Raw genomic sequence first — 19,659 nt, 5'->3', positions numbered from 1 at the left:
CCTTAGCTGTTCGACGGCGCGTTGCGCAGACGGTGGAAAACGTTGACCCGCGCGGCGCGCAGCAGCGAGCCCGGTGACGCGAATTCCTTGACGTCGATGAGGCGGGAGGCGAAGGCGTGGTAATGCCGGGCCGCCCCGGCGTCACGGGCCGCGGCGGAAAGCAGCAGCCGTTCGAAGACATTGAACGGCCGCACCGCCGAATAGTCCTCCATGAGTTTGTGGTGGCTGTCGAGCGCGGCGCGGTGTTTCTCCCCGTACGCCGCGAGCCCGGCGAGCACGTCGCCTCCCCCGGCCACGGCCGGGCCGACCGCGTCCACCAGCCACTGGGCCGACTGGAACGCCCACCCGCACCCGACGCCCCACAGCGGGTCGGTGGCCAGCGCCGCGTCGCCGACGAGGGCGAGGCCCGGCCCGTGCGGCTTGCGGTAGACGTTTGGCAGGTCACGCGTACCGATGACCTTGGAGATGCGTTCGCCCCGGTCGATGGGGGGCGCGTCGGGCAGGGCGCGGACGAACCGCTCGAAACTGCCCTGCGGGTCGGCGCGGAAGGCGGCGGCGTGGCGCTCCTTGGCCGGGCTGCAGGCGACCACGGTGACGCCGTCGTCGTTGGGGAAGGCGAAGGCGGTGTCGGGGTCGAGGAACCACACCCGGCTCGCGCCGTCGTCCGGCAGGCCGCGGTACTGGGCGAGGAAGCCCAGGCGGTTGTTGGCACTCAGCCGTACGGGCAGGCCGCTGAGTGAGCCCACGGTGGAGTTGCGGCCGTCGGCGCCCACGACCAGCCGCGCCGTCAGCCGGGCGCCGCCGGTGGTGCTCACCCCGGTGAAGCGGCCGTTGTCCTCCAGGAGCCCGTTGACGCCGTCCCCGAGCCGCAGGTCGACGCCCGGCGTCTCGGCGGCCAGCCGCCTGAGCAGGGGGTCGAGGGTCTGGCGCCGGACGTTGAGCCCGCGCGGGATCGGCTCCTTCCCGGGCTCGTCCCGGGGCTCGATCCAGCCCCAGGGCGTCCAGAGACTGGTGACGTGCCGTCGCGCCCCGGCCTCCTCCAGCAGGGGCAGCAGGCCCAGCGTCTTGATGACCGGCATGCAGCTCGGCTGGAGCGTGTGGGTGCAGAGGACTTTGTAGGCGTCCATGCCGGAATGCTTTTCGAGAAGCGCGACGCGGGCGCCGAGATTCGCGAAGAGTATGGCGGCGGCGCATCCGGCGATGCTGCCGCCCACTATGACGACGTCATAGTCATCTGACATGCGACATTTTCCCTACGGAACTACGGCTCGGCCGCTTCCGCGCGAAAGGAAGTGGTTGAACCGTAAACGGGGATTGCGTTGATCATTAAGAGGTTACTGAATGGTAGGGATCGGGGCTCGAGACCGTCAAGGGTCCCGATCGGAATTCGGCGCGGGGGGTGTCGCGCATCGCAGCCGTCGTTTCCGGCGTGATGTGATGCCGTTCGAGGGCGAGCTGTCCTGATGGCGTTCGCCGGTGCGGTTCAGGAGGTGGTCACGTGCGCACGAGGGAACGCCCAGGTCCCGGGCGGCGGCCGGCCCGGACGGGGAGGACGGGGTGGGCGGCGGGGCTCGCGGTCGTACTCGCCGGGACGGTGTCGCTGACCGGAGCGGCGGCCTGCGCCTCCGTCACCTCCGACGCTCCGGTCCACGACTCCTGCACGGTCTCCCGCTCCCGATGCGCCGACGCGCGCTCGGCGAGCTCGATCTGGGCCTCCAAGGGCTACCCCACCCGTCCCGGCTGGTACCCCTGGCCCGGCGGCACGTACAACTACACGGGCGGACGCTTCCAGAACCGGGAAGGCCGCCTCCCCCGCGGCGCCACGTACGACGAGTACGACGTGTACTCCCGGCCGCGGGGCGCCGCGCGCGACGCCTACCGGATCGTCGTCGACCGCAGCACCCGCGTGACCTGGTTCACGCCCGACCACTACACCGACTTCTACAGACTGTAGAGATGCGTGATCCGCTGCCGCCATGGCTGAGCGTGTCCACGGGCCCGGCGCCCGCGATCATCGACGGACGCGCGGCCCGGACCAGAACCGCCTTCTTCGACGAGGCGGTCCGGGCACTCCGCCTGCCCGGCTACTTCGGCCGCAACTGGGACGCGCTGACCGACTCGCTGCGTGACGCCGGGGAGGTGTCCCTGGTCGTGGAGCACGCCGAGGAACTCCTCGACGCCGAGCCTCCCGAACAGCTCGCCACCCTGCTGGCCGTCCTCGCCGACGCCGCCGAGACCGGGCTGACCCTGACGCTCCGCACCGACGCGGACCACGAAACGCACCTGCGCCGGCGGATCGCCGCGGCGCTCGCGTGATCAGAAGGTCTCGCCGGACTCGACCTCCAGCGCCCCGACGGCGACGGGCACCTCGGACCGCCCGAGCTCGACGGCCCCCTCGCCGCCCTGCCCGTCCTCCGGCACCTCGACCACCTCACCTTCGCCGGCGGCGAGGATCGGCCATGGAGCCGGTGGGCCGCACCACGATGCATCCGGACGGCGAGATCGTCCGAAGGTACGGGCGTGACCGCAGACTCGGCCCGGCGACGCGCCCCCTCGATCATCGGAACGGTCCTGCTGGGCGCGATGGTCGCCGCGCAGGTCGTCAGTGGTGCGACAGACGATCTGCGCGGGTGGACGGATCTCGTCGTGCTGCTGCTGGCGGCCTCGTCCGTGGCGTTCGCGGCCGGGGCGACCGGCCGGCCGGGGCGGGCCGTGGCGGCGTTCGGCGCCGCGGCGGCCGTCGGGTACGCCGCCGAGCTGGCCGGGGTGGCGACCGGGGTGCCGTTCGGGGCCTACTCCTACACCGAAGTGCTCCAGCCGCAGGTGCTGGGCGTGCCGGTGATCGTGCCGGTGGCCTGGGGCGGGATGGGGCTGGCCGCGTACGCCATCGCCCCGGGCGGTGGCGGCGCGCACGGCCTTGGTCGTGACGTCGCGCGCGTCGTGCTCGGGGCCGTGGCGTTGACCGCGTGGGACCTGTTCCTCGATCCGCAGATGGTGCGCCTCGGGTCCTGGACCTGGCACGACGGCGGGTTCTACCGCGGGGTGCCGCTGAGCGACTTCGCGGGGTGGCTGCTGGTGTCGCTGGTGGTGATGGCGGTGATCCACGGGCTGCTGCCGGAGGTGTCGGGGGCGGCGGGGCCGGCGGCTGTTTACGGGGTGATGGCGGTGATGGAGACGGTCGGGTTCGCGCTGGTGTTCCGGCCGCCCGATCTGGTGGTCGCCGTGTGCGGCGGGGTGGCCATGGGGGTTTTCGTGGTCGTACGGGTGACAGCGGGGCTCACGGCCAGAGCCAGGGCCCGGGCCGGAGCCGGGGCCGAGGCCGAGGCTGGGGCCGTGGGCGGGGCCGAGGCTGGGGCCGTGGGCGGGGAGCGTACTGGGAGTGAGGAGGACGTGTGGCGGCGGTGAGCGTGGTGGGCGGCGGCGTGGGCGGAATGGTGAGTGCCCTGCTGCTGGCCCGGTCCGGACACGAGGTGACCCTGCTGGAGCGGCTCCCGCGGCTCGGCGGCAAGCTGGCCGAGCACCGGCGCGACGGCTTCCGCTTCTCCCTCGGCCCGTCGCTGCTCACGCTGCCCGGCGTGTTCCGCGACCTGGGCGTGGGACGCGAGCTGGTGGAGGTGCGGGAGCTGTGCCGCTACCGCTTCGCCGACGGGTCGGTGCTGACCGCGCACCGCGACCCGGACCGGATGGCGCGCGAGGTGGAGCGGCTGGCGCCCGGGGAGGGGGCGCGCTGGCTGGCGTTCCACGCCTGGGCGCGGCGCTGCCTGTCGGCGTCCGAGCGCACGTTCTTCGACGGCCCGCTGAACCGTCCCCCGCGCGCCGCGCGCCTGTCCGACCTGCTCGCGGTCGCGCCCGGCCGCACGCTGGCGGGCCTCGCGCGGCGCTTCTTCCGCGACCCGCGCCTGCGCCAGTACGTCAACCGCTATGCCACCTACGCCGGGTCCGACCCGTACCGAGCCCCGGCCGCGCTCGGCTGCGTCCCGGCCATCGAGCACGACCACGGCGCCTGGTACGTCCCCGGCGGCCTGCCGCGTCTCGCCGGCGACCTCGCCGCCCTGCTGGCGCAGGCCGGTGTGGAGGTGCGGCTGTCGGCCCGGGTCGACGCGGTCGTCGCCGACCGGCGGCGGGTCCGCGGGGTCCGGCTGGCGGACGGCGAGCGGATCGCCGCCGACGTGGTCGTGGCGAACACCGACGCGGCCGAACTGTACGGGCGGCTGCTGCCCGACCGGCGCAGGCTGCGGCGCGTCGCCGCGCTCGGCCCGTCGTCGTCGGCCTTCCTACTGCTGGCCGGGGTGGAGGGCCGCACCGAGGGACTCGCGCACCACTCGATCCTCTTCTCGGCCGACCAGCGGGCCGAGTTCGACGCCCTCTTCCGGCGCCGGACGCCGTCCGCCGACCCGACCGTCTACGTCGGCTGCGCCTCGGTGGACGACCCGTCGCAGGCCCCGGCCGGCGCCGAGGCGTTGACGCTGCTGGTGAACGTCCCCGCCCGCGACCCGTCCCGCTGGCCGGCGCCGCCGGAGTCGTACCGGGACCTGGTGCTCGAACGGCTCGCCGAGCGCGGCCTGGACCTGGCGGGACGGCTGCGCTTCGTGGACCTGTTCACCCCCGCCGACCTGCGGCGGCGCTACGGCGCGTGGGGCGGCGCGATCTACGGCACCGCGTACTCCGGCCGGCTCTCCCCCTTCCGCCGCCCCGCCAACCGCGGGCCCCGGCGCGGCCTGTACCTGGTGGGCGGCTCGGCGCACCCCGGCGGCGGGCTGCCGCTGGTGGCGATGGGCGGGCGGATCGTCGCCTCGATGGTGGACGAGGACTTCCCCACCGGGAAGGCGGCCTCATGACGGCCGGGAAGCTCGCGGGGTGGTCCGCGGTGGCCGGGGCGGTGGCCGGTGCGGTCGTCGGGGCGGCGCAGGCCGTCGCGGGGGCCGTCGTCTGCGCCCGGCTGGCGAGGGGACGGCGGCGCAGGCCGCCGCTGCGCCCCGTGCCCGCCGTCGCGGAGAGCGGAGGGTCGCTGGTCGTACCGGCCGGGGAGGTGTCGGTGCGCGCGACGGCCGGGAACGTGTCGGTGGTCGTGCCGGCCGGGAACGTGTCGGTGGTCGTGCCGGCCGGGAACGTGTCGGTGGTCGTGCCGGCCAGGGACGAGGAAGGGCGGCTGGGGCCGTGCGTGGCCGCCGCGCTGGCCGATCCGGCCGTGCGCGAGGTGATCGTCGTGGACGACGAGTCCACGGACGGCACGGCGCGGCTGGCCGCGTCCCTGGGCGCGACCGTCGTCCGCGGCACGCCGCCGCCGCCGGGCTGGGTGGGCAAGCCGTGGGCCGTCCACCAGGGGCTGGCCGCCGCGAAGGGCCCGGTCGTGGTGACGCTGGACGCCGACGCCCGGCCGCGGCCCGGCCTGTTCGGGGCGCTGGCGGCCGGGCTGGAGGAGTTCGACCTGGTCTCGGCCGGGCCGAGGTTCGCCTGCGACGGCCCGGTCGAGCAGGCGCTGCACGCCTCGTTCCTGGCGACGCTCGTCTACCGGCTCGGGCCGATCGGGGCCGCGACGCCGCCCCCGCCGCACCGGGTCCTGGCCAACGGCCAGTGTCTGGCCTTCCACCGGTCCGCGATGCTGGCCGCCGACGGTTTCGCCCGGGTACGCGAGCATCTGGCCGACGACGTCGCGCTGGCCAGGACGCTGGCCGCGGACGGCTGGCGGGTCGGGCTCCTGGACGCCGGTGACCTCCTGACCGTGGACATGCACGACTCGGTGGCCGGCGTGTGGCGGGAGTGGGGGCGCACGCTGGCGCTGGCCGACGTGACGGGGCGGGGACGGCAGGCCGCCGACCTGGCCGTGGTGTGGCTGACCGCCGCGCTGCCCGTGGCACGGCTGCTGGCGGGCCGGGCCACGCCGCTCGACCTGGGGCTGCTCGGGGTGCGGCTGCTGCTGGCGTGGGCGTTGCGCGGCAGCTACGAGCGTCCCGGTCCGGGGCTGCTGCTGTCGCCGCTGCTCGATCCGGCGACAGCCGTCCAGCTCACGCGGGCGACGTACCGGCCGCGCCGCATCTGGCGGGGGCGCTCCTACGGCCCTCCGCGACCGCTCGGCCCGCTCCTGGGCGGGGGAACGAGCGGTGGAACGGCCGATGGGACCGGCGGTGAGACCGACCTCGGGAGCGGCGGAACATGCGATCGAACGGACGGCGGAACGGGTGGTGAGCGGTGAGCGCGCCGGACGGTGGAGCGGGCGGCCGAACGGGTGGTGGGCGGTGAGCGCGCCGGGCGGCGGGGTGGCGTCCTTTCACCTCATCAGGTATCCGGACATGAGCGCCATGCGGTACATGGCCTTCGACCGGCCGGTGCTGCGGCGTACCGGCGGCCTGACGTTCCACCGGCTGCTCGGCACGGGCCGGGGCGCCTCCATGACGCCCGGCGCCGACCTGCGCCGCTGGGCGCTGTTCGCGGTGTGGCGGGACGAGGCGGCGCTGGAGGCGTTCCTGCGCGGCTCGCCGATCGCGCGGCGCTGGCGACGCGCGGCGGCGGAGTCCTGGCACGTGCGGCTGACCCCGCTGTCCTGGCACGGCCGCTGGGGCGGACGCGACCCGTTCACCGCCACCCGCTTCCCGGGCGGCCGCGCCCCCGTGGCCGCCGGCTCCCCTGGAGACGGCCGCCGCCGTGACTCGTTCGCCGTCACCGGCTCCCCGGGCGGCCATGAGGGCCCGGTGGCGGTGCTCACGCGGGCGTCGATCCGGCCCGCCCGGCTCGTCGCCTTCTACCGCGCCGTCCCGTCCGTGGACCGCGAGCTGCTGCGGCAGCCCGGTTGCCTGGCCTCCGTGGGCGCCGGCGAGTGGCCGCTCGCCCGCCAGGCCACGTTCTCCCTGTGGCGGGACGAGGCCGACGTCCGCCGGTTCGCCTATCGGGGGAACGCCCACCGGGATGTCATCGGCCGCGTGCGGCGCGACGACTGGTACGCCGAGGAGCTGTTCGCCCGCTTCGCCCCGTACGGGAGCGAGGGCACCTGGAACGGGACGGACCCGCTGGCCCTGGCCGGTTGAGAGCGGTCAAGGCACCTCCACGGTGACGCGGCGCTCGCGGCGGCCCGCCGCCCGGGCGGCCACGAGGTTCCTGGTGAAGATCGCCAGCCTGCGCCGGCGCGGCACCCGCGCGCGGCGGGCCAGCACCTCGTACCCGGCGCGCTCGATCTCCGTCAGGATCCCCCCGTACAGCTCGTACGCCGCCCGCACGCACGGCCGCGACGACGGGGTCAGCAGCGGGATGCCCTCCAGCGCCCGGGTGTAGTGATCCCGGGCCCGCCCGGCCTCGAACGCCAGCAGCCGCCGGGCCTGGGGAGGCGTGCGCGGGCCGCGCAACGCCGCCTCCGTGACGCCGAACCGGTCGAGGTCGGCCGCGGGCAGGTAGACGCGGCCGCGGGCGAGGTCCTCGGCCACGTCGCGCAGGAAGTTGGTGAGCTGGAACGCCAGGCCGAGCTGCCGGGCCGGCTCCCGGGCCGCGGCCTCCCGGCCCGGCAACGGCTCCAGGATGGGCAGCATCATGGTGCCGATGACGGCCGCCGAGCCCTCCATGTAGCCGAGCAGGTCGTCGTAGGTGGCGTAGCGGGTCACGGTCAGGTCGGCGCGCATCGAGCGCAGGAACGCGGCCACCTCGCCATGGCCGATGCCGAAGGAACGCACGGTGTGGGCGAACGCGGGCAGGACCGGGTCGTCGGACCGCTCGCCCGCCAGGGCCGCGGCGACGCGGGTCTCCAGGTCGCCGAGGGCGCCGGCGCGGTCGCCGTCCATGGTGAACGAGTCGACGATCTCGTCGGCGTACCGGGCGAAACCGTACAGCGCGTGGACGTGGCGGCGCTTCCAGGGCGGCAGGAGGAGCGTGGCCAGGTAGTAGGAGCGGCCGAAGCGGGCGTGCAGGGCGCGGCACCGCTCGTAGGCGGCGGTCAGCCCGGTCGCGCCGTCCGCGGCGGCCGTAAGACCGGCCGAGCCCTTGGTGGCGGCCGGAGCGGTCGCGCTCTTGACAGCGGCCGAGGCGGTCGCGCCCTTGACGGCGGCCGGGGCGACGGGCCGGGAGCCCAGGCAGGTCATCGTGCCTCCTTGAGGACGCGGCGGGCGGCCAGCCGCCCCGACAGCAGCACGGGCGGCACGCCGACGCCCGGAGCGGTGTGCATGCCCGCGAAGTGCAGGCCAGGGACGCGGCGGGCCGCGCCGGACGGCCGGAACCAGGCCGTCTGCGTGAAGCGGTGGTCCAGCGCGAAGGGAGTGCCCGCGGTGTGGCCCTCGGCCGCCCACCTGCGGGGGTCCCAGGTGAGCCGCGGCGCCCGGGACAGGTCGCCGTAGCCGAGCGCGTCCAGGCGGGCGAGGAGGCGGTCCTCCACGGTGTCCCAGCCGCGGCCGAGCAGGTTGGGCGCGGGTTCGAGGACGCTGAGCGTGTCCGGGGAGGGGTGGGTCACGAGGATGCTGGGGTCGGCCTGCGGCCGGCCGGCCTCCAGGGCGGCGAACGTCCGCGCCCACTGCCTGCCGAGGTGCAGGGTGTGGTGGGCCTGGCCGGTCAGGGGGCGTTCCAGCCCGATGTGGGTCACGACGCACGACGGGGAGAAGCGCGGCCGGCGCAGCCGCCAGTCGGCCGCGGCCCGCGGCAGCAGCTCCGCGTGGGCGCGCACCAGGTCGCCGGCCACCACGACGGCGCGGGCGGCCAGCCGTTCCCCGGTGTCCAGGCGCACCGCCGTGACGCCTTCGCCGCCGGCCTCCACGCGGGTGGCGCGCGTGCCGTACCGGAACGTCGCGCCGAGCTTCTCCGCGAGGGCGGCCATGGCGACGGGCACGGCGTGCATGCCGCCGCTCTCGGGGAAGTAGACGCCTCCCACGGTGTCCATGTGCGCGATGACGGCGTACACGCCCAGCGCCCGCTGCGGCGACAGCCCCGCGTACAGCGCCTGGAAGGTGTGCGCCCGGATGAGCCGCTCGTCGGTGAGGTGGGCGGCCACGAGCCGGTCGAGGCGGCGGAAGCCGCCCATGGCCGCCAGGCGCAGCAGCGCGACCGGCCTGGCCAGGGCGCGCAGGCGGGTCATGTCCGCGTCGACGAACACGTTCCACTCGGCGGCGAACAACCGGCCCAGCAGCGCGCGGAATCGCCGGTACCGTTCGGCCTCGGCGGGCCCGCACAGCTCGCGCACCTGCCCGATCATGGCGTCCGCGTCCGGCAGCACGTCCAGCCGGGAGCCGTCGTGGAAGAGCAACCGGTACGCGGGGTCGAGGCGGCGCAGCGGCAGCCACCTGTCGAGCTCCTCCCCCGCCGCGCCGAAGACCTCGGCCAGCACGCCGGGCATGGTGAGGACCGACGGGCCGGTGTCGAAGCGGTACGGCCCGAGCTCGGCGGTGCCGCAGCAGCCGCCGGGGACGTCGCGCGCCTCCACGACGGTCACCTCGCGCCCGGCCGCGGCCAGGTGGATCGCCGCCGACAGCCCGGCCAGCCCGGCCCCGATGACCACGTCCATCACGCCACCCGTTCCGCGGCTCGGCGGGCCACCGGCTCCATGGCCGTCACGCCACCCGGCTCCGCGGCCTGGAGGGCCACCAACTCCATGACCATCACGCCGACCCGCTCAGCGGCCTGACGAGCCACCCGCTCCGTGACCATCACGCCGACCCGCTCAGCGGCCTGGCAAGTCGCCCACCCCATGACCATCACGCCACCCGTTCCGTGGCCTGGCGGGCCAGCTCGACGAGGGCAGCTGCGGCGTCGGCGGGCAGGCAGGGCGCTTCGAGCGCCGCCGCCGCTTCACCCGCCAGCGCGCCGATGCGCCGCTCGGCCGCCTCCAGGGCGCCGCAGCCGACGATCAGCTCGCGGGCGGCGGCCAAGTCCACCTCGTGACGCACGTCGGCCGCGCCACCCACCTTGGCCTCGTCGCGTACGGGGCCGAGGATGGCGGCGCCGAGTTCGCCGGTGCGCGCGCGAGCCTCAGCCAGCAGGTAGGTCTGCTTGCCGAGCAGCAGGTCGGCGCCCGCGGGCTTGCCGGTGCGCGCCGGGTCGCCGAAGACGCCGAGCACGTCGTCGCGAAGCTGGAACGCCTGCCCGAGCGGCGCCGCGTACGCGCTGAGCGCCGCGAGCGTCGCGCCGTCACCACCGGCGAGCGCGTGCCCCAGGTGCAGGGGACGCTCGACCGTGTACTTTCCGGACTTGTACGCGGCGATCTCCATGATCCGGCGGCGCGTGGCGCGGCCGTGGGCGGCGTTGACCAGGTCGAGGTACTGCCCGCCGATCAGCTCCACGCGCAGCCGCGTGAACACCTCCCACGCCCGGTACGACCCGCGCGCGGCGAGCATGGCGCTGTCGGCCCAGGTGTAGGCGAGCAGCCCGAGCAACGTCGCCACCGATTCCCCGTGCCGCCTGGGATCGCCCCGCCACCCGGCCCGCCGGTGCTCCTCGGCCAGCGCCAGGTGCGCCGTGACGCGTCCCCGCCGGGTGCCCGACTCGTCCATGACATCGTCGAGCAGGAGCGCGCAGGCGTGCACGAGCTCGACCGCGCACCCCGCCGACAGCACCGCGTCCAGCTCCTCCGGCCGCCCACCCGCGGCCCGGTGCCCCCAGTACACGAAGGACGGCCGCAGCCGCTTACCACCGCGCAGGACGAAGTCCGCGAGGAAACGGCGCACGGTGCCGACGCCCTCATCCCCCACGAAGCCGAGCTCACCCGTCGCACGCTCGACGATCTCCGTCAGATGTCGGTCGACCAGCTCGCGGACGGAGCCGGTCAGTACGGTCATGGTCACGAAAGCCTCCGCTCGTCACCATGACCTTCGAGAGCGGACGGCCGTTCGGATGCACCCCTGCGGGGTCGTTTCACATAGGGGCGTCGCTGTGGACGCGGATCTCATGCTGTGACAACCGCGCCGTCGGCGTGGGCGGACCGTCGCTTCACGGTGAATGACTGTGAGTCAGGCAGCAAAAGGGCGCAGGCTACGAGCAGGGAATGAGCTCTCGTGGGTGCGTGACCCTCCGACGCGAGAGCTTGCCGATCACGCCCGACCGATGTGCTCGCGCACCCGCCGCAGCTCCCCCGCGATCCCCGCCAACGTCCAATGCGCGTTCAACCCACTCGGATTAGGCAACACCCACACCGGCACCCCGCCCACCGACTCCTCCTGCAACCCCACCACCGCCTTTGGGCGGGCGAAAGCAGTCCGATACGCCGACACCCCCAACACCGCCAGCACCTTCGGACGAACCTCGGCCACCAACCCGGCCAACCGACGACCGCCCTCCACCAACTCCTCGCGCGTCAGCTCCGACGCCTTCGCGCTCGCCCTCGCCACCACGTTAGTCAAGAGCTCCGAACAACACCCACAACCCGGGAGTGTGAATACCAGGCAAGGCGCCATAGCTGGTGGGGTTGAATGGTAGGGCTTACAAAAAATTCGGGGTAGTGACGGTGGCGGCGGGCCGGGTTATGCCCGCTAGGTGAGGTGGCCGACCGACCCTCGAGGAGCGCGAGCAGGGGAGCGATTACGCCTGCAGGCGGTGGAGTAGCTCGCTCAGGAAGTGTCGTCAGCGGAGGTCGTTCGGCGGCTCCGGATCGCGTGGATGTCGGCCAGCCGGTGACATCGAGCCTGGCAGCAGGGTGGTACGTAGGCGTTGACATACCGCGGGCCTGACGGCGAGACGTGCATGCTGGATGAGTGTCGGCTGGCTCGGCTGGCTACTGAGTGGGAGGTGGTCCGGCGCCGCGTGGCCAACCCGCGCCCCGCAGCACCAATCAACACACCGTAAAGATACATACCAAGTGAAATGGATGCGATATCGTCGCGGCCTGCCGGCCGAACAGCTTCACCCGACCGCCAACCTGTTGTTCAATCCCCGCAACTTCCATATGTCAACCGCGACAATAGTGCGACTACATGCACGTTTAGCCATTTCATCCCGCTCGCAGCAGGCCGGTGTACGCATTGTCGCTTCATGAATGCGAGCGACTGACCACTACAAGCAAGTACCCATTCTGATCATTCGGCTCAACATGGACTTTATGGGCGATATATTCCTGCCAGGAGCCAGCATAGGAAGTTCCTTTTCGGAATGGCTCGATGGTCAAGCTTGTATCCTTCCAGCGCGTAGAGTTCATAAGCGTACGGGTTGCAACTTTCTCTGAGAAGGCCCACCCATGCTGTTCAAGTCGCCTACGTGCAACGTCCATGCCCACCTCGAAAGATGAAGCATCAACATCCATCACAAGGACGTCGTCGATCTGAACAGTATTATTATATACGGGATCTTCGGTAGTTCGCGCCACAACGCGGCCCACGCTAAGCACTTCGCTAAGTGCGCCCTCCTCAACTCTGATTGGCTTTTGAAGCCAGGATCCACATCCGGCTAACAGCGGAAATATACAAACAGCAACTAATGCAACTTTTATCGCCACACTTATTGCGACCAAAGGAGAGTGGCGCTCAAGAAGCATCACGAAATCAGGCCCGTTCCGGTTGGACACGGCCGCGCTGTCCTTAACGCAGCCATTGCCGACTCAGCATACACCACCGATGTCAACAGGGAGAAGGTTTCGCAAAACAAGCCGATTAAGCGTACACCCAATATTCAATCGCCGCATTTGACGCCCATCCATCTCTCTCCATCGCCTCTCGGCGCTTTCGCGCCTCCACCCTACTTGACGTCTGCGGATAAGCGCTGGTGCCACCCAACCAGTTCTCTAGTTTAGTTGTAGTCCACTTGAGGTTGCTCGAATTCCGTGTTGCTCCTGAACACCCACAATACGCAACCGCTGTTTCCGCCCAGGTCATGTTTCTTGTACCGCCGTTCGCGGTAGGAATCTTGACGGTATCGCGCAGGAATCGCATATACATCGCGGCAGCTGCAAAGGGGTCGCGTATAATCATCTTAAGAGCTTGCTTTTGACTGATACCTACATGGAAGTAGTGCTGATGCGCCAATTGTACCTTATACGGCTCAAGCTGCGCCAATCCAAAAGAACCATTCCATCCTTGTTTCGCCATAGTGAGTTCCGTCGTAGTTTTCGGATGCTTCATGAAGAGCTGGGTTTCCTCGCGCCGCAATTCGTAGACAAGAACCGCAACTAAATATGTCGGACTGACCTTGTAGTAGTTGGCCGCCTTCGCAATGTTTCCCTTGTAAGGTATTAGCTGCTTATACATGTCATAGTAGGACGGCCCACTTTTACCTCCAGCAGCCGACCTTCCTCCGACACCGAGAAGCTCCTCCTGCGTGATCGAAGGATTTATGAAGTTTACCCAGGAAGCGATCTTCGTAAATTCTGCACGATCCTTGGCGCTCATGTCCCAGAAACCTCTCGGAGCCGTCATCCCATTTGGCATGACGCCGGTTCGTTTCGCTTCCTCGTCGCTCATAAGTGGATTGTCACGCAGGACGTAGTTTTCGAAATACCATTCAGGATCGACCTGGGGGGCAAGCCACTCAACTTCGCCTGCACCCAAACAAACGGTGCAGTCGCCGATTTCGTAGTCGTCGCGGACGGGGCCGTAGGGGGCGCCCCAGGCTCCTCCAACTGCCGACCCAGCGTAACTAGGGGTATCCCAGATCGAGCCGACGCCGTCAGTGATGACAGTGGCATGCCCGGTTGGGTCGATACCAGTGAGGGGCGAAGCATTGGCGTAGGTGTAGCGGTTGGCCTGAACGGAGGGGTTTGGGGTGATGGTGGCAGTGTCGCGACTGGTGAAGGAGCCTGTTCCTGGCTGGTACCAGCGTGCGTGCATGTTGACCTTGCCGGTGTTCGGGTCGGTGTAGGCGCCCTGGTAGCCGAGGGTGGTCTTCACGCCGGTCTGAGCGGTGACGACGCCGAAGGGGTCGTAGGCAGTGGTGGTCGCCAGGGCGGTACCAGTATAGGTGGCGACCAGGTCTTCGTGCAGGTCAGTCAGCGTCGACAAGGCGGGGTTGGTGCCTTCCTTCTGACCGAGCAGGCCGCCGAACGCGTCTCGGCCGTACTTGGCTTGGACTGCGCCGCTGGTGTCGGTGATGGCGGCCAGGTGGTTGGTCAGTCCGGTGTAGGCGAAGGTCTGCTTGGTGGTGCCTCGGGTCCGGGTGGTGATGCGGTCGAGGGAGTCGTAGCTGTAGAGGCTGTCGCCGTCGGCGATGAGGCGGTCGAAGGCGTCGAAAGTCAGCTGCGTCGTCGCGCCGCTCTTGGTCTCCGTCGCCAGGGTTCCCCGCGGGGTGTAGGTGTACGTCGATCCGTCCCCTGAGGTGAGGCGGTTGCGTTCGTCGTAGGTGTAGGTCTTGTCGCCGGCCTTGGTGCGGTTACCGGCCGCGTCCCACTCGTACAGGGTCTTGGCGCCGCCGGGGGCGGTCCAGGAGGTGAGCCGTCCGGCGTGGTCGTAGCCGTAGGTGTTGGTGCCCGCCCCGGCCAGGCCGGCGGTGGTCTTGGTGGTGAGGTTGTCGTCGTTGTCCCACAGGTAGGTGATCTGCGCGAGCTGCGTGCCAGTGCTGGACTTGAGGGTGTGGGTCTTGGCCCGGTCGAGGTCGTCGTAGGTGAAGACCTGGGTGTCGGCCGAGGTGGTGCCGACCTTGGCGGTCATCGTCTTGACACGGCTGGCCTGGTCATAGTCGTAGGTGATCTTACGGGTGGTGACCGGGTCGGTGGCGGTCCACAGCCGGCCGGCGTTGTCCCAGGTGAAGGTGGCCGTGCCGGCTGCATCCACGCGCTGGGTGGGGTTGCCCAGCTCGTCGTAGGTGTAGCCGGTCTGCTGGGCGGTGCCTCGCTTGATCGACAGCGGGAGGGTGCGGTCGTTGTAGTCGACGGTCAGGTCGCCGATCGTGGTCTGCCGACCGGCCAGGTCGTAGCCGAAGGTGCGCTCGGCGCTGGCCGCGCCGCCCCCGCTGCCGGTTTCCTTGGTCAGGCGGCCGAGGTGGTCGAAGGTGCGGTCGATGCGCACCCCGCCGGGCTGGATGAGCGCGGTCGGGTTTCCGGCCTGGTCGTAGACGGCGGTCCAGGTGCGGTCGGCGGTGTCGGGGTGGGCGGTGGTGGACGGCTCGGTCACCGTCTCGACCAGGCCGAGAGTGTTGTAGGTGGTCCAGGTGGCGTTGCCGCGGCCGTCGGTGAGACGGGTGCGGGCGCCGGTGGCGTCGTAGCCGAACGACGTGGTGATGGTCTCGCCGTCCTTGACCGGCTCGATGAGGCTGGTGAGCCGGTTGAGGGCGTCGAAGGTCTGCTTGGTGACGTGCCCCTCACCAGAGGTCAGGGTGGTGGGGTTGCCCGCCAAGTCGTAGCCGGTGCTCATCGTGCGGAGCACCGTCGTGCCCTTCAGGTCCTTGATTGCGATCTTGCGGCCGGCCAGATCGTATTCGGCCAGCGTCGCCGTGGTGAGTGCCACGTTGGTGGTCTTGGTCGGCCGACCAGCCGGGTCGTAGTCCGTTGTCGTGGTGTTGGCGGCCGGGTCGGTCTGCTCGGTCATCTCACCGGCCGCGTTCACCTTGTACGTGGTGGTCCGGTTGCCCGGCGCCACCGACTTGGTCAGACGGCCGGCGTCGTCATACTCCAGCTTCGTGACGTACGCGGCCGCCGACGGCTTGCGCTCCACCTGCGTCTCGGTGATCTTCCGCCCGAGGTCGTCGTAAGTCGCCTCGGTCCGCGCACCGGTCGGGTCCACGGCCGCGCGCTGCTCGCCGGCCAGGTCGTACTCGGCCACCCACCGGCCCGGCGTCTCACCCTCCGGCGCCGGGTCCGTCACCCGCACCTGACGACCCAACTGGTCGTACTCGAACGTGCTGGTGAAGCCGCGCGGGTCGGTCGTGCGGATCAACTGACCGGCCTTGTCGTAGCCATGCGAGGTGGTCGGCGTGATCACCGCCCCGCCTGGCGGCGTGTACGGCGGGGCACTCTTGCTCGCCAGCCGGCCCGCCTTGTCGAACACCGACGTGATCGTACGCCCCTCGGCATCCCGCTCATGGGTCGTGGCACCGAACGTGTCGTAGCCATAGCGCGCGGACGGGCGGACGTCGCTGGACGAGCCGGCCTTGTCCACCTTCACCTGCGGACCTGTCGCCTCCACCAGACGGCCCATCGCGTCATAGCGCAGCGTCGAGGTAAAGGCGGCCTTGTCCGCTCCGGTGGCGTTGCCGCGCGGGTCCGTGGCCGCGACGACCAGGCCGCGGTCGTCGTAGTCAGAGGTGGAGACGAGGTCGTCGGCGCCGTTCTCCACGGTCGTCTTGGTGGCCAGGTTCATCTTGTCGTAGACGTACTCGGTCACCTCCGCCCGGGATGTGCCGGCGCCGGTCAGCGTCTTGCGCAGCACATTGCCGTTCGCGTCGTAGGCGAACGCGGTCTTGCGGGCGAGCTTGTCCGGGTCCAGGATCTGGTCGATCAGCCGGCTGGCGGCGTCATAGTCATAGATCGTGGTGGTGAGGCCGCCGCCGGTGGTCTGCTCGACCAGGTTGCCGGCCGGGTCGTACTCATGCGCCTCAAGGACGACGTCGCCGGTCGTGGTGGCGCCGTTCAGCTTGGCGTCGTCGGCAATCTTCTGCTTGAGCCGGTTGTCCATCCAGTACACGTTGGTGGTCTTACGGCCCATCGCATCGACGGTCGAGGTGAGCCGCCCGGCGGGGTCGTAGCCGCGGGACTCCAGCACCACGTCCTTGGCCGGCTGCGGGTTGACCGGACTGTCCGTCCACCCCTTCAGCGTGCGCGTCGCCAGCTCGCCTCGGTCGGTGTAGCCGTTGTCGATGACGGTGCCGCGGGCGTCGGTGACGCGAGTCACCCAGCCGCGCTGGTTCCAGTCCTGCCGGACGACGCCGCCCTCGGGGTCGGTGATGGAGTCCTGGCGGCCGTGGGTGTCGTAGGTGTAGGTGGTGGTGCGTTCGGCGTCGCCGCCGGTCAGGTCGGCGACCTTCTCGCTCAGCTGGTTGCCGTCCGGGTCGTAGCCGAACGTCGTCTGCTTGGTGTGCGTAACCCCGGAGACCTCGTTCTTGACCCCCGGCTCGGTCTGCGTGACCAACCGGCTCAGCCCGTCGTAGGTGAAGGTGGTCTTCACCCCGTCCGGGTGCGCCTGCGACACCTGCGTGGATGCCAACAGACGGCCGATCGCGTCGTAGTCCAGCTTCGTCACCAGCCCCGCCGGGTTGGTCTGCTCGGCCAGATCACCCGCCGCCGTGTACCGATACGTCCACGAGTTACTGCGCGCGTCGGTCTTCTTCGCCACCAGACCGGCTGGCGTCGTCCCGCCACCGACCGCAGGCTCCGTGCCGTCGGTGTAGGCGATCGAGGTGGAGCGGCCGTTGGGGAAGTCGGTCGTGGCCGGGCTGGTCTGCTTGGTCTGCTCGCCGAAGCTGTTGTACTCGGTGACGGTGGCGAAGGTGTTGTCGGTGTCGCTGGCCGAGCGGCCGTCGCGGTAGGCGATCAGCTGGTCGTTGCGCGGGTCGAACGAGTCGTTGGCGTTGAGGTAGTAGGTCCAGAATTCGATCGCGCACTCGCCCGGCGCGCGGCAGTACTGGCGGCCGAGAGTGTTGCCGCGCTTGTCCTGGTAGATCTCGTTGGCGATGTCGTTGCGGTCGATGACCTTGGTCAGGAAGCCCGCCTGGTCGTACTCGTACCAGGTGGTCTTGTCGAGCTGGTCGGTCTCGCCGCGGATACGGTAGCCGCGCCAGGCGTCGTAGAGGTACTTGAGCGTCTTGTTGCCCGGGTCGGTGACGGTGACCTGCGCCTCGCCGTACTCCTGCTGGACGGAGATCGGGCCGATCTTCCACGTGCCGCCGTGGTTGTCGACGTGCGTGGCGATCCGGTCGGTCTTGTCGTCGTAGGTGTTGGACGCCCACACCCGCCCGGACGGCAGCGTGATCTTCGACAGCTTGTACGGCGCACCACCACGCGCCGCGTAATGCCCTTGCACCTCAGCCGCGGTGAGCGGCGCCCCGTACACCGCCACCTCGTCGATCGTCCCCTGGAACGGGAAAGCCTGCGACGTGGACGGCACCGCCGGGGACTTGGCCGGATCGGTGACACCGTTGCCGACGCTGGCGAACTGCCGCCACGCCGTCACCTGCCCGGTCATCGTGCCGACCTGCTGGCCGTCCAGGAACAGCGTCTGGTTCGCACCCGAGACGGTCAGCGTCACGTGATGCCACTGGTCGTTGTTGACCGGCTGCGCGGAGGTGATCGGCGCGGTGACCGCGTCCAGCGAACCACGAAGCTTGCCGTCGGTGCCGACGTAAACCATCGCCCCCTTGGCGATGCCACTGCTCTCGCCCGTGCCAGCAGCCAGAATCACACCCGACTGGCTGGTCTTGAACCACGCCTCCACCGACATCTGGTCACCCAGACGCGCGATCGTGTGCGACGGCAGCTTGACCACCGCACCCGGGCCGAACTTGGCCGCGGTGTCCGACGTCCCCGTCAGCGCCCCCTGCTGGGCCAGCGTCACACCCTGATAGGTCGCATCTCCGCCGCTCGTGCCCGCGTCCTCGGCCGTCGTCCCGGTCGCCTCACCCAGCCGCCAGTAACCGACCGGATCGGTGTTCAGGACGCCACTGCGATACAGCGACCCGCTGCCGTACTCGATGCTGGTGCAGTTCGGCGCCGCCACCGGCGCGCACACCTGCGTCAGCCGGTTGTCCTCATAGCCGTAGGTCCACGTCAGCGGCTTGCCATCAACAGCGTCGCTGGACACCGTCTGGACGTGGCTGCCCGTCCAGGTGAACGTCAGCGACCTGCCGCCGACCCCGGTCACCTTCGCCAGCTTGCCGTCACTGCCGTAAGTCAGGTCCTGGCTGCGGTTGCGCTGATCGCTCACCTTGGTCAGCCTGCCCTGGTCGTCGAACAGGTAGCTGGTGGCCTGCTTGTCCATCAGCTTCCAGGTGCCGCCGCTCTGCTGCGCCAGCGTGGCGTACATGCCGGGCGGCGGCTGGAACGAGCCATCGCCGTTCGCCCGGAAGCGCACCTGGCGCCCGTCCGGATACGTCACCAGCGCCGAGGTCGCCGCGCCGCGGACTTCCTTGACCAGCTTCATGTCCCAGCGCGTCGACCAGCCCGCACCGAAGATCCCGTCGGTGCGCGGGTCCATGCTGTTGTAGGTCCGCACCACCGACAACGGCGCCCCCACCGTGGCCACCGACAGATCGGTGAACGACGTGGTGTAGTTACCGGACTGCTGATCGAACTCCCGGCCGCTGGTGCCCGAGCGCCCCAGCCACGACGTGACCGCAGGCTGGCGCACGCCCGTGGTGAAGGTCAGCACCGGCGAGGTGGTGGTCGAGCTGTCCAGGTTGTCGCGTGCGGTCACCTGCCACCAGTACTGCTTGCCCCAGGCCAGCTTTCCCGCCGGAACGCTCCAGTTGTTGCGGTTACCCGCCACATAGCCCGATGCCGTACAGCCCGTGCCGGACATCGACTCGTCATCACAAACCTTGAACGAGTACGACACCGACGAGCCGGAGGTGCTCTGCCCCCAGGCCCGCAACACCGGCGTCAACGAGTCGACAAGCTCACCATTACGGGGATAGATGTCGTCGAACGCCGGAACTGACAACACCGCACTGTCAGCAGCCTCGGCATTCCGCACACCCGTCGGCAGATCATCGTGGTCGATTCCGTGGTCGTCGCTGCGGACGACTGCGTCAACCGCTGCTCAGCCGGAACAGCGCCCTTCGGAGCAGCGACCTGCGCCTTCCACCCATCCGCCGGATCCGACACCGCCGCCAACTGCGTCGCGG

At 70.5% G+C, this 19,659-nt stretch carries 14 protein-coding genes; 6 read left to right on the top strand and 8 right to left on the bottom strand.

What is annotated here, in order from left to right:
- Nucleotides 1-2: 2 nt before the first annotated feature.
- Nucleotides 3-1,181, bottom strand: a complete 1,179-nt coding sequence (locus HD595_RS30075; RefSeq protein WP_253781369.1) for an NAD(P)/FAD-dependent oxidoreductase — start codon at nucleotides 1,179-1,181, stop codon at nucleotides 3-5.
- 317 nt (nucleotides 1,182-1,498) lie between these two features.
- On the opposite strand from HD595_RS30075, the gene HD595_RS30070 reads away from it, so the two are divergent.
- From HD595_RS30070 to HD595_RS30045, 6 genes are all read left to right on the top strand, one after another.
- Complete coding sequence (locus HD595_RS30070) at nucleotides 1,499-1,954, top strand: ribonuclease domain-containing protein (RefSeq protein WP_253774838.1); 456 nt, start codon at nucleotides 1,499-1,501, stop codon at nucleotides 1,952-1,954.
- 2 nt (nucleotides 1,955-1,956) lie between these two features.
- Nucleotides 1,957-2,316, top strand: a complete 360-nt coding sequence (locus HD595_RS30065; protein WP_253774836.1) for a barstar family protein — start codon at nucleotides 1,957-1,959, stop codon at nucleotides 2,314-2,316.
- Nucleotides 2,317-2,520: 204 nt separating this feature from the next.
- Nucleotides 2,521-3,405: a carotenoid biosynthesis protein gene (locus HD595_RS30060; RefSeq protein WP_253774834.1), complete on the top strand. Its 885-nt coding sequence runs from the start codon at nucleotides 2,521-2,523 to the stop codon at nucleotides 3,403-3,405.
- A complete protein-coding gene (locus HD595_RS30055; protein WP_253774832.1) occupies nucleotides 3,393-4,838 on the top strand; it encodes a phytoene desaturase family protein in 1,446 nt (481 codons plus the stop codon). Before HD595_RS30060 ends, HD595_RS30055 begins: the two co-directional genes overlap by 13 nt.
- Nucleotides 4,835-6,193 (top strand): glycosyltransferase, encoded by a 1,359-nt coding sequence (locus tag HD595_RS30050; RefSeq protein WP_253774830.1) that lies wholly within the window; start codon nucleotides 4,835-4,837, stop codon nucleotides 6,191-6,193. The genes HD595_RS30055 and HD595_RS30050 overlap by 4 nt, the downstream gene beginning before the upstream one ends.
- A 97-nt stretch (nucleotides 6,194-6,290) precedes the next feature.
- Nucleotides 6,291-7,022, top strand: coding sequence for a spheroidene monooxygenase (locus HD595_RS30045; RefSeq protein WP_253774828.1), 732 nt, complete (start codon nucleotides 6,291-6,293; stop codon nucleotides 7,020-7,022).
- A gap of 6 nt (nucleotides 7,023-7,028) precedes the next feature.
- On the opposite strand, the gene HD595_RS30040 is transcribed toward HD595_RS30045, so the two are convergent.
- The 7 genes from HD595_RS30040 to HD595_RS30010 form a co-directional block, all read right to left on the bottom strand.
- Nucleotides 7,029-8,063, bottom strand: coding sequence for a phytoene/squalene synthase family protein (locus HD595_RS30040; protein WP_253774826.1), 1,035 nt, complete (start codon nucleotides 8,061-8,063; stop codon nucleotides 7,029-7,031).
- Nucleotides 8,060-9,472, bottom strand: coding sequence for a phytoene desaturase family protein (locus HD595_RS30035; protein ID WP_253774824.1), 1,413 nt, complete (start codon nucleotides 9,470-9,472; stop codon nucleotides 8,060-8,062). Before HD595_RS30035 ends, HD595_RS30040 begins: the two co-directional genes overlap by 4 nt.
- Entirely contained in the window at nucleotides 9,472-9,657 is a 186-nt protein-coding gene (locus HD595_RS30030) for a hypothetical protein (RefSeq protein WP_253774822.1), read from the bottom strand. The genes HD595_RS30035 and HD595_RS30030 overlap by 1 nt, the downstream gene beginning before the upstream one ends.
- A gap of 5 nt (nucleotides 9,658-9,662) precedes the next feature.
- Entirely contained in the window at nucleotides 9,663-10,742 is a 1,080-nt protein-coding gene (locus HD595_RS30025; protein ID WP_253781367.1) for a polyprenyl synthetase family protein, read from the bottom strand.
- Nucleotides 10,743-10,994: 252 nt separating this feature from the next.
- Entirely contained in the window at nucleotides 10,995-11,294 is a 300-nt protein-coding gene (locus tag HD595_RS30020; RefSeq protein ID WP_308211373.1) for a uracil-DNA glycosylase family protein, read from the bottom strand.
- A gap of 635 nt (nucleotides 11,295-11,929) precedes the next feature.
- Nucleotides 11,930-12,460, bottom strand: coding sequence for a hypothetical protein (locus HD595_RS30015; RefSeq protein WP_253774820.1), 531 nt, complete (start codon nucleotides 12,458-12,460; stop codon nucleotides 11,930-11,932).
- 85 nt (nucleotides 12,461-12,545) lie between these two features.
- Nucleotides 12,546-19,508, bottom strand: coding sequence for a LamG-like jellyroll fold domain-containing protein (locus HD595_RS30010; protein WP_253774818.1), 6,963 nt, complete (start codon nucleotides 19,506-19,508; stop codon nucleotides 12,546-12,548).
- Nucleotides 19,509-19,659: the final 151 nt, after the last annotated feature.

The sequence above is a fragment of the Nonomuraea roseoviolacea subsp. carminata genome, assembly GCF_024172185.1.
Classification (GTDB): domain Bacteria; phylum Actinomycetota; class Actinomycetes; order Streptosporangiales; family Streptosporangiaceae; genus Nonomuraea; species Nonomuraea roseoviolacea.
Note: the sequence above shows the minus strand (reverse complement) of the source record. Positions and strands in the feature narration are given on the sequence as shown.

Excerpts from the sequence above, each read along its gene's own strand:
- HD595_RS30065 (WP_253774836.1), top strand. The coding sequence starts at position 1,957 with ATGCGTGATCCGCTGCCGCCATGGCTGAGCGTGTCCACGGGCCCGGCG.
- HD595_RS30050 (WP_253774830.1), top strand. The coding sequence starts at position 4,835 with ATGACGGCCGGGAAGCTCGCGGGGTGGTCCGCGGTGGCCGGGGCGGTG.
- HD595_RS30045 (WP_253774828.1), top strand. The coding sequence starts at position 6,291 with ATGAGCGCCATGCGGTACATGGCCTTCGACCGGCCGGTGCTGCGGCGT.
- HD595_RS30040 (WP_253774826.1), bottom strand. The coding sequence starts at position 8,063 with ATGACCTGCCTGGGCTCCCGGCCCGTCGCCCCGGCCGCCGTCAAGGGC.
- HD595_RS30035 (WP_253774824.1), bottom strand. The coding sequence starts at position 9,472 with ATGGACGTGGTCATCGGGGCCGGGCTGGCCGGGCTGTCGGCGGCGATC.
- HD595_RS30030 (WP_253774822.1), bottom strand. The coding sequence starts at position 9,657 with ATGGGGTGGGCGACTTGCCAGGCCGCTGAGCGGGTCGGCGTGATGGTC.
- HD595_RS30025 (WP_253781367.1), bottom strand. The coding sequence starts at position 10,742 with ATGACCGTACTGACCGGCTCCGTCCGCGAGCTGGTCGACCGACATCTG.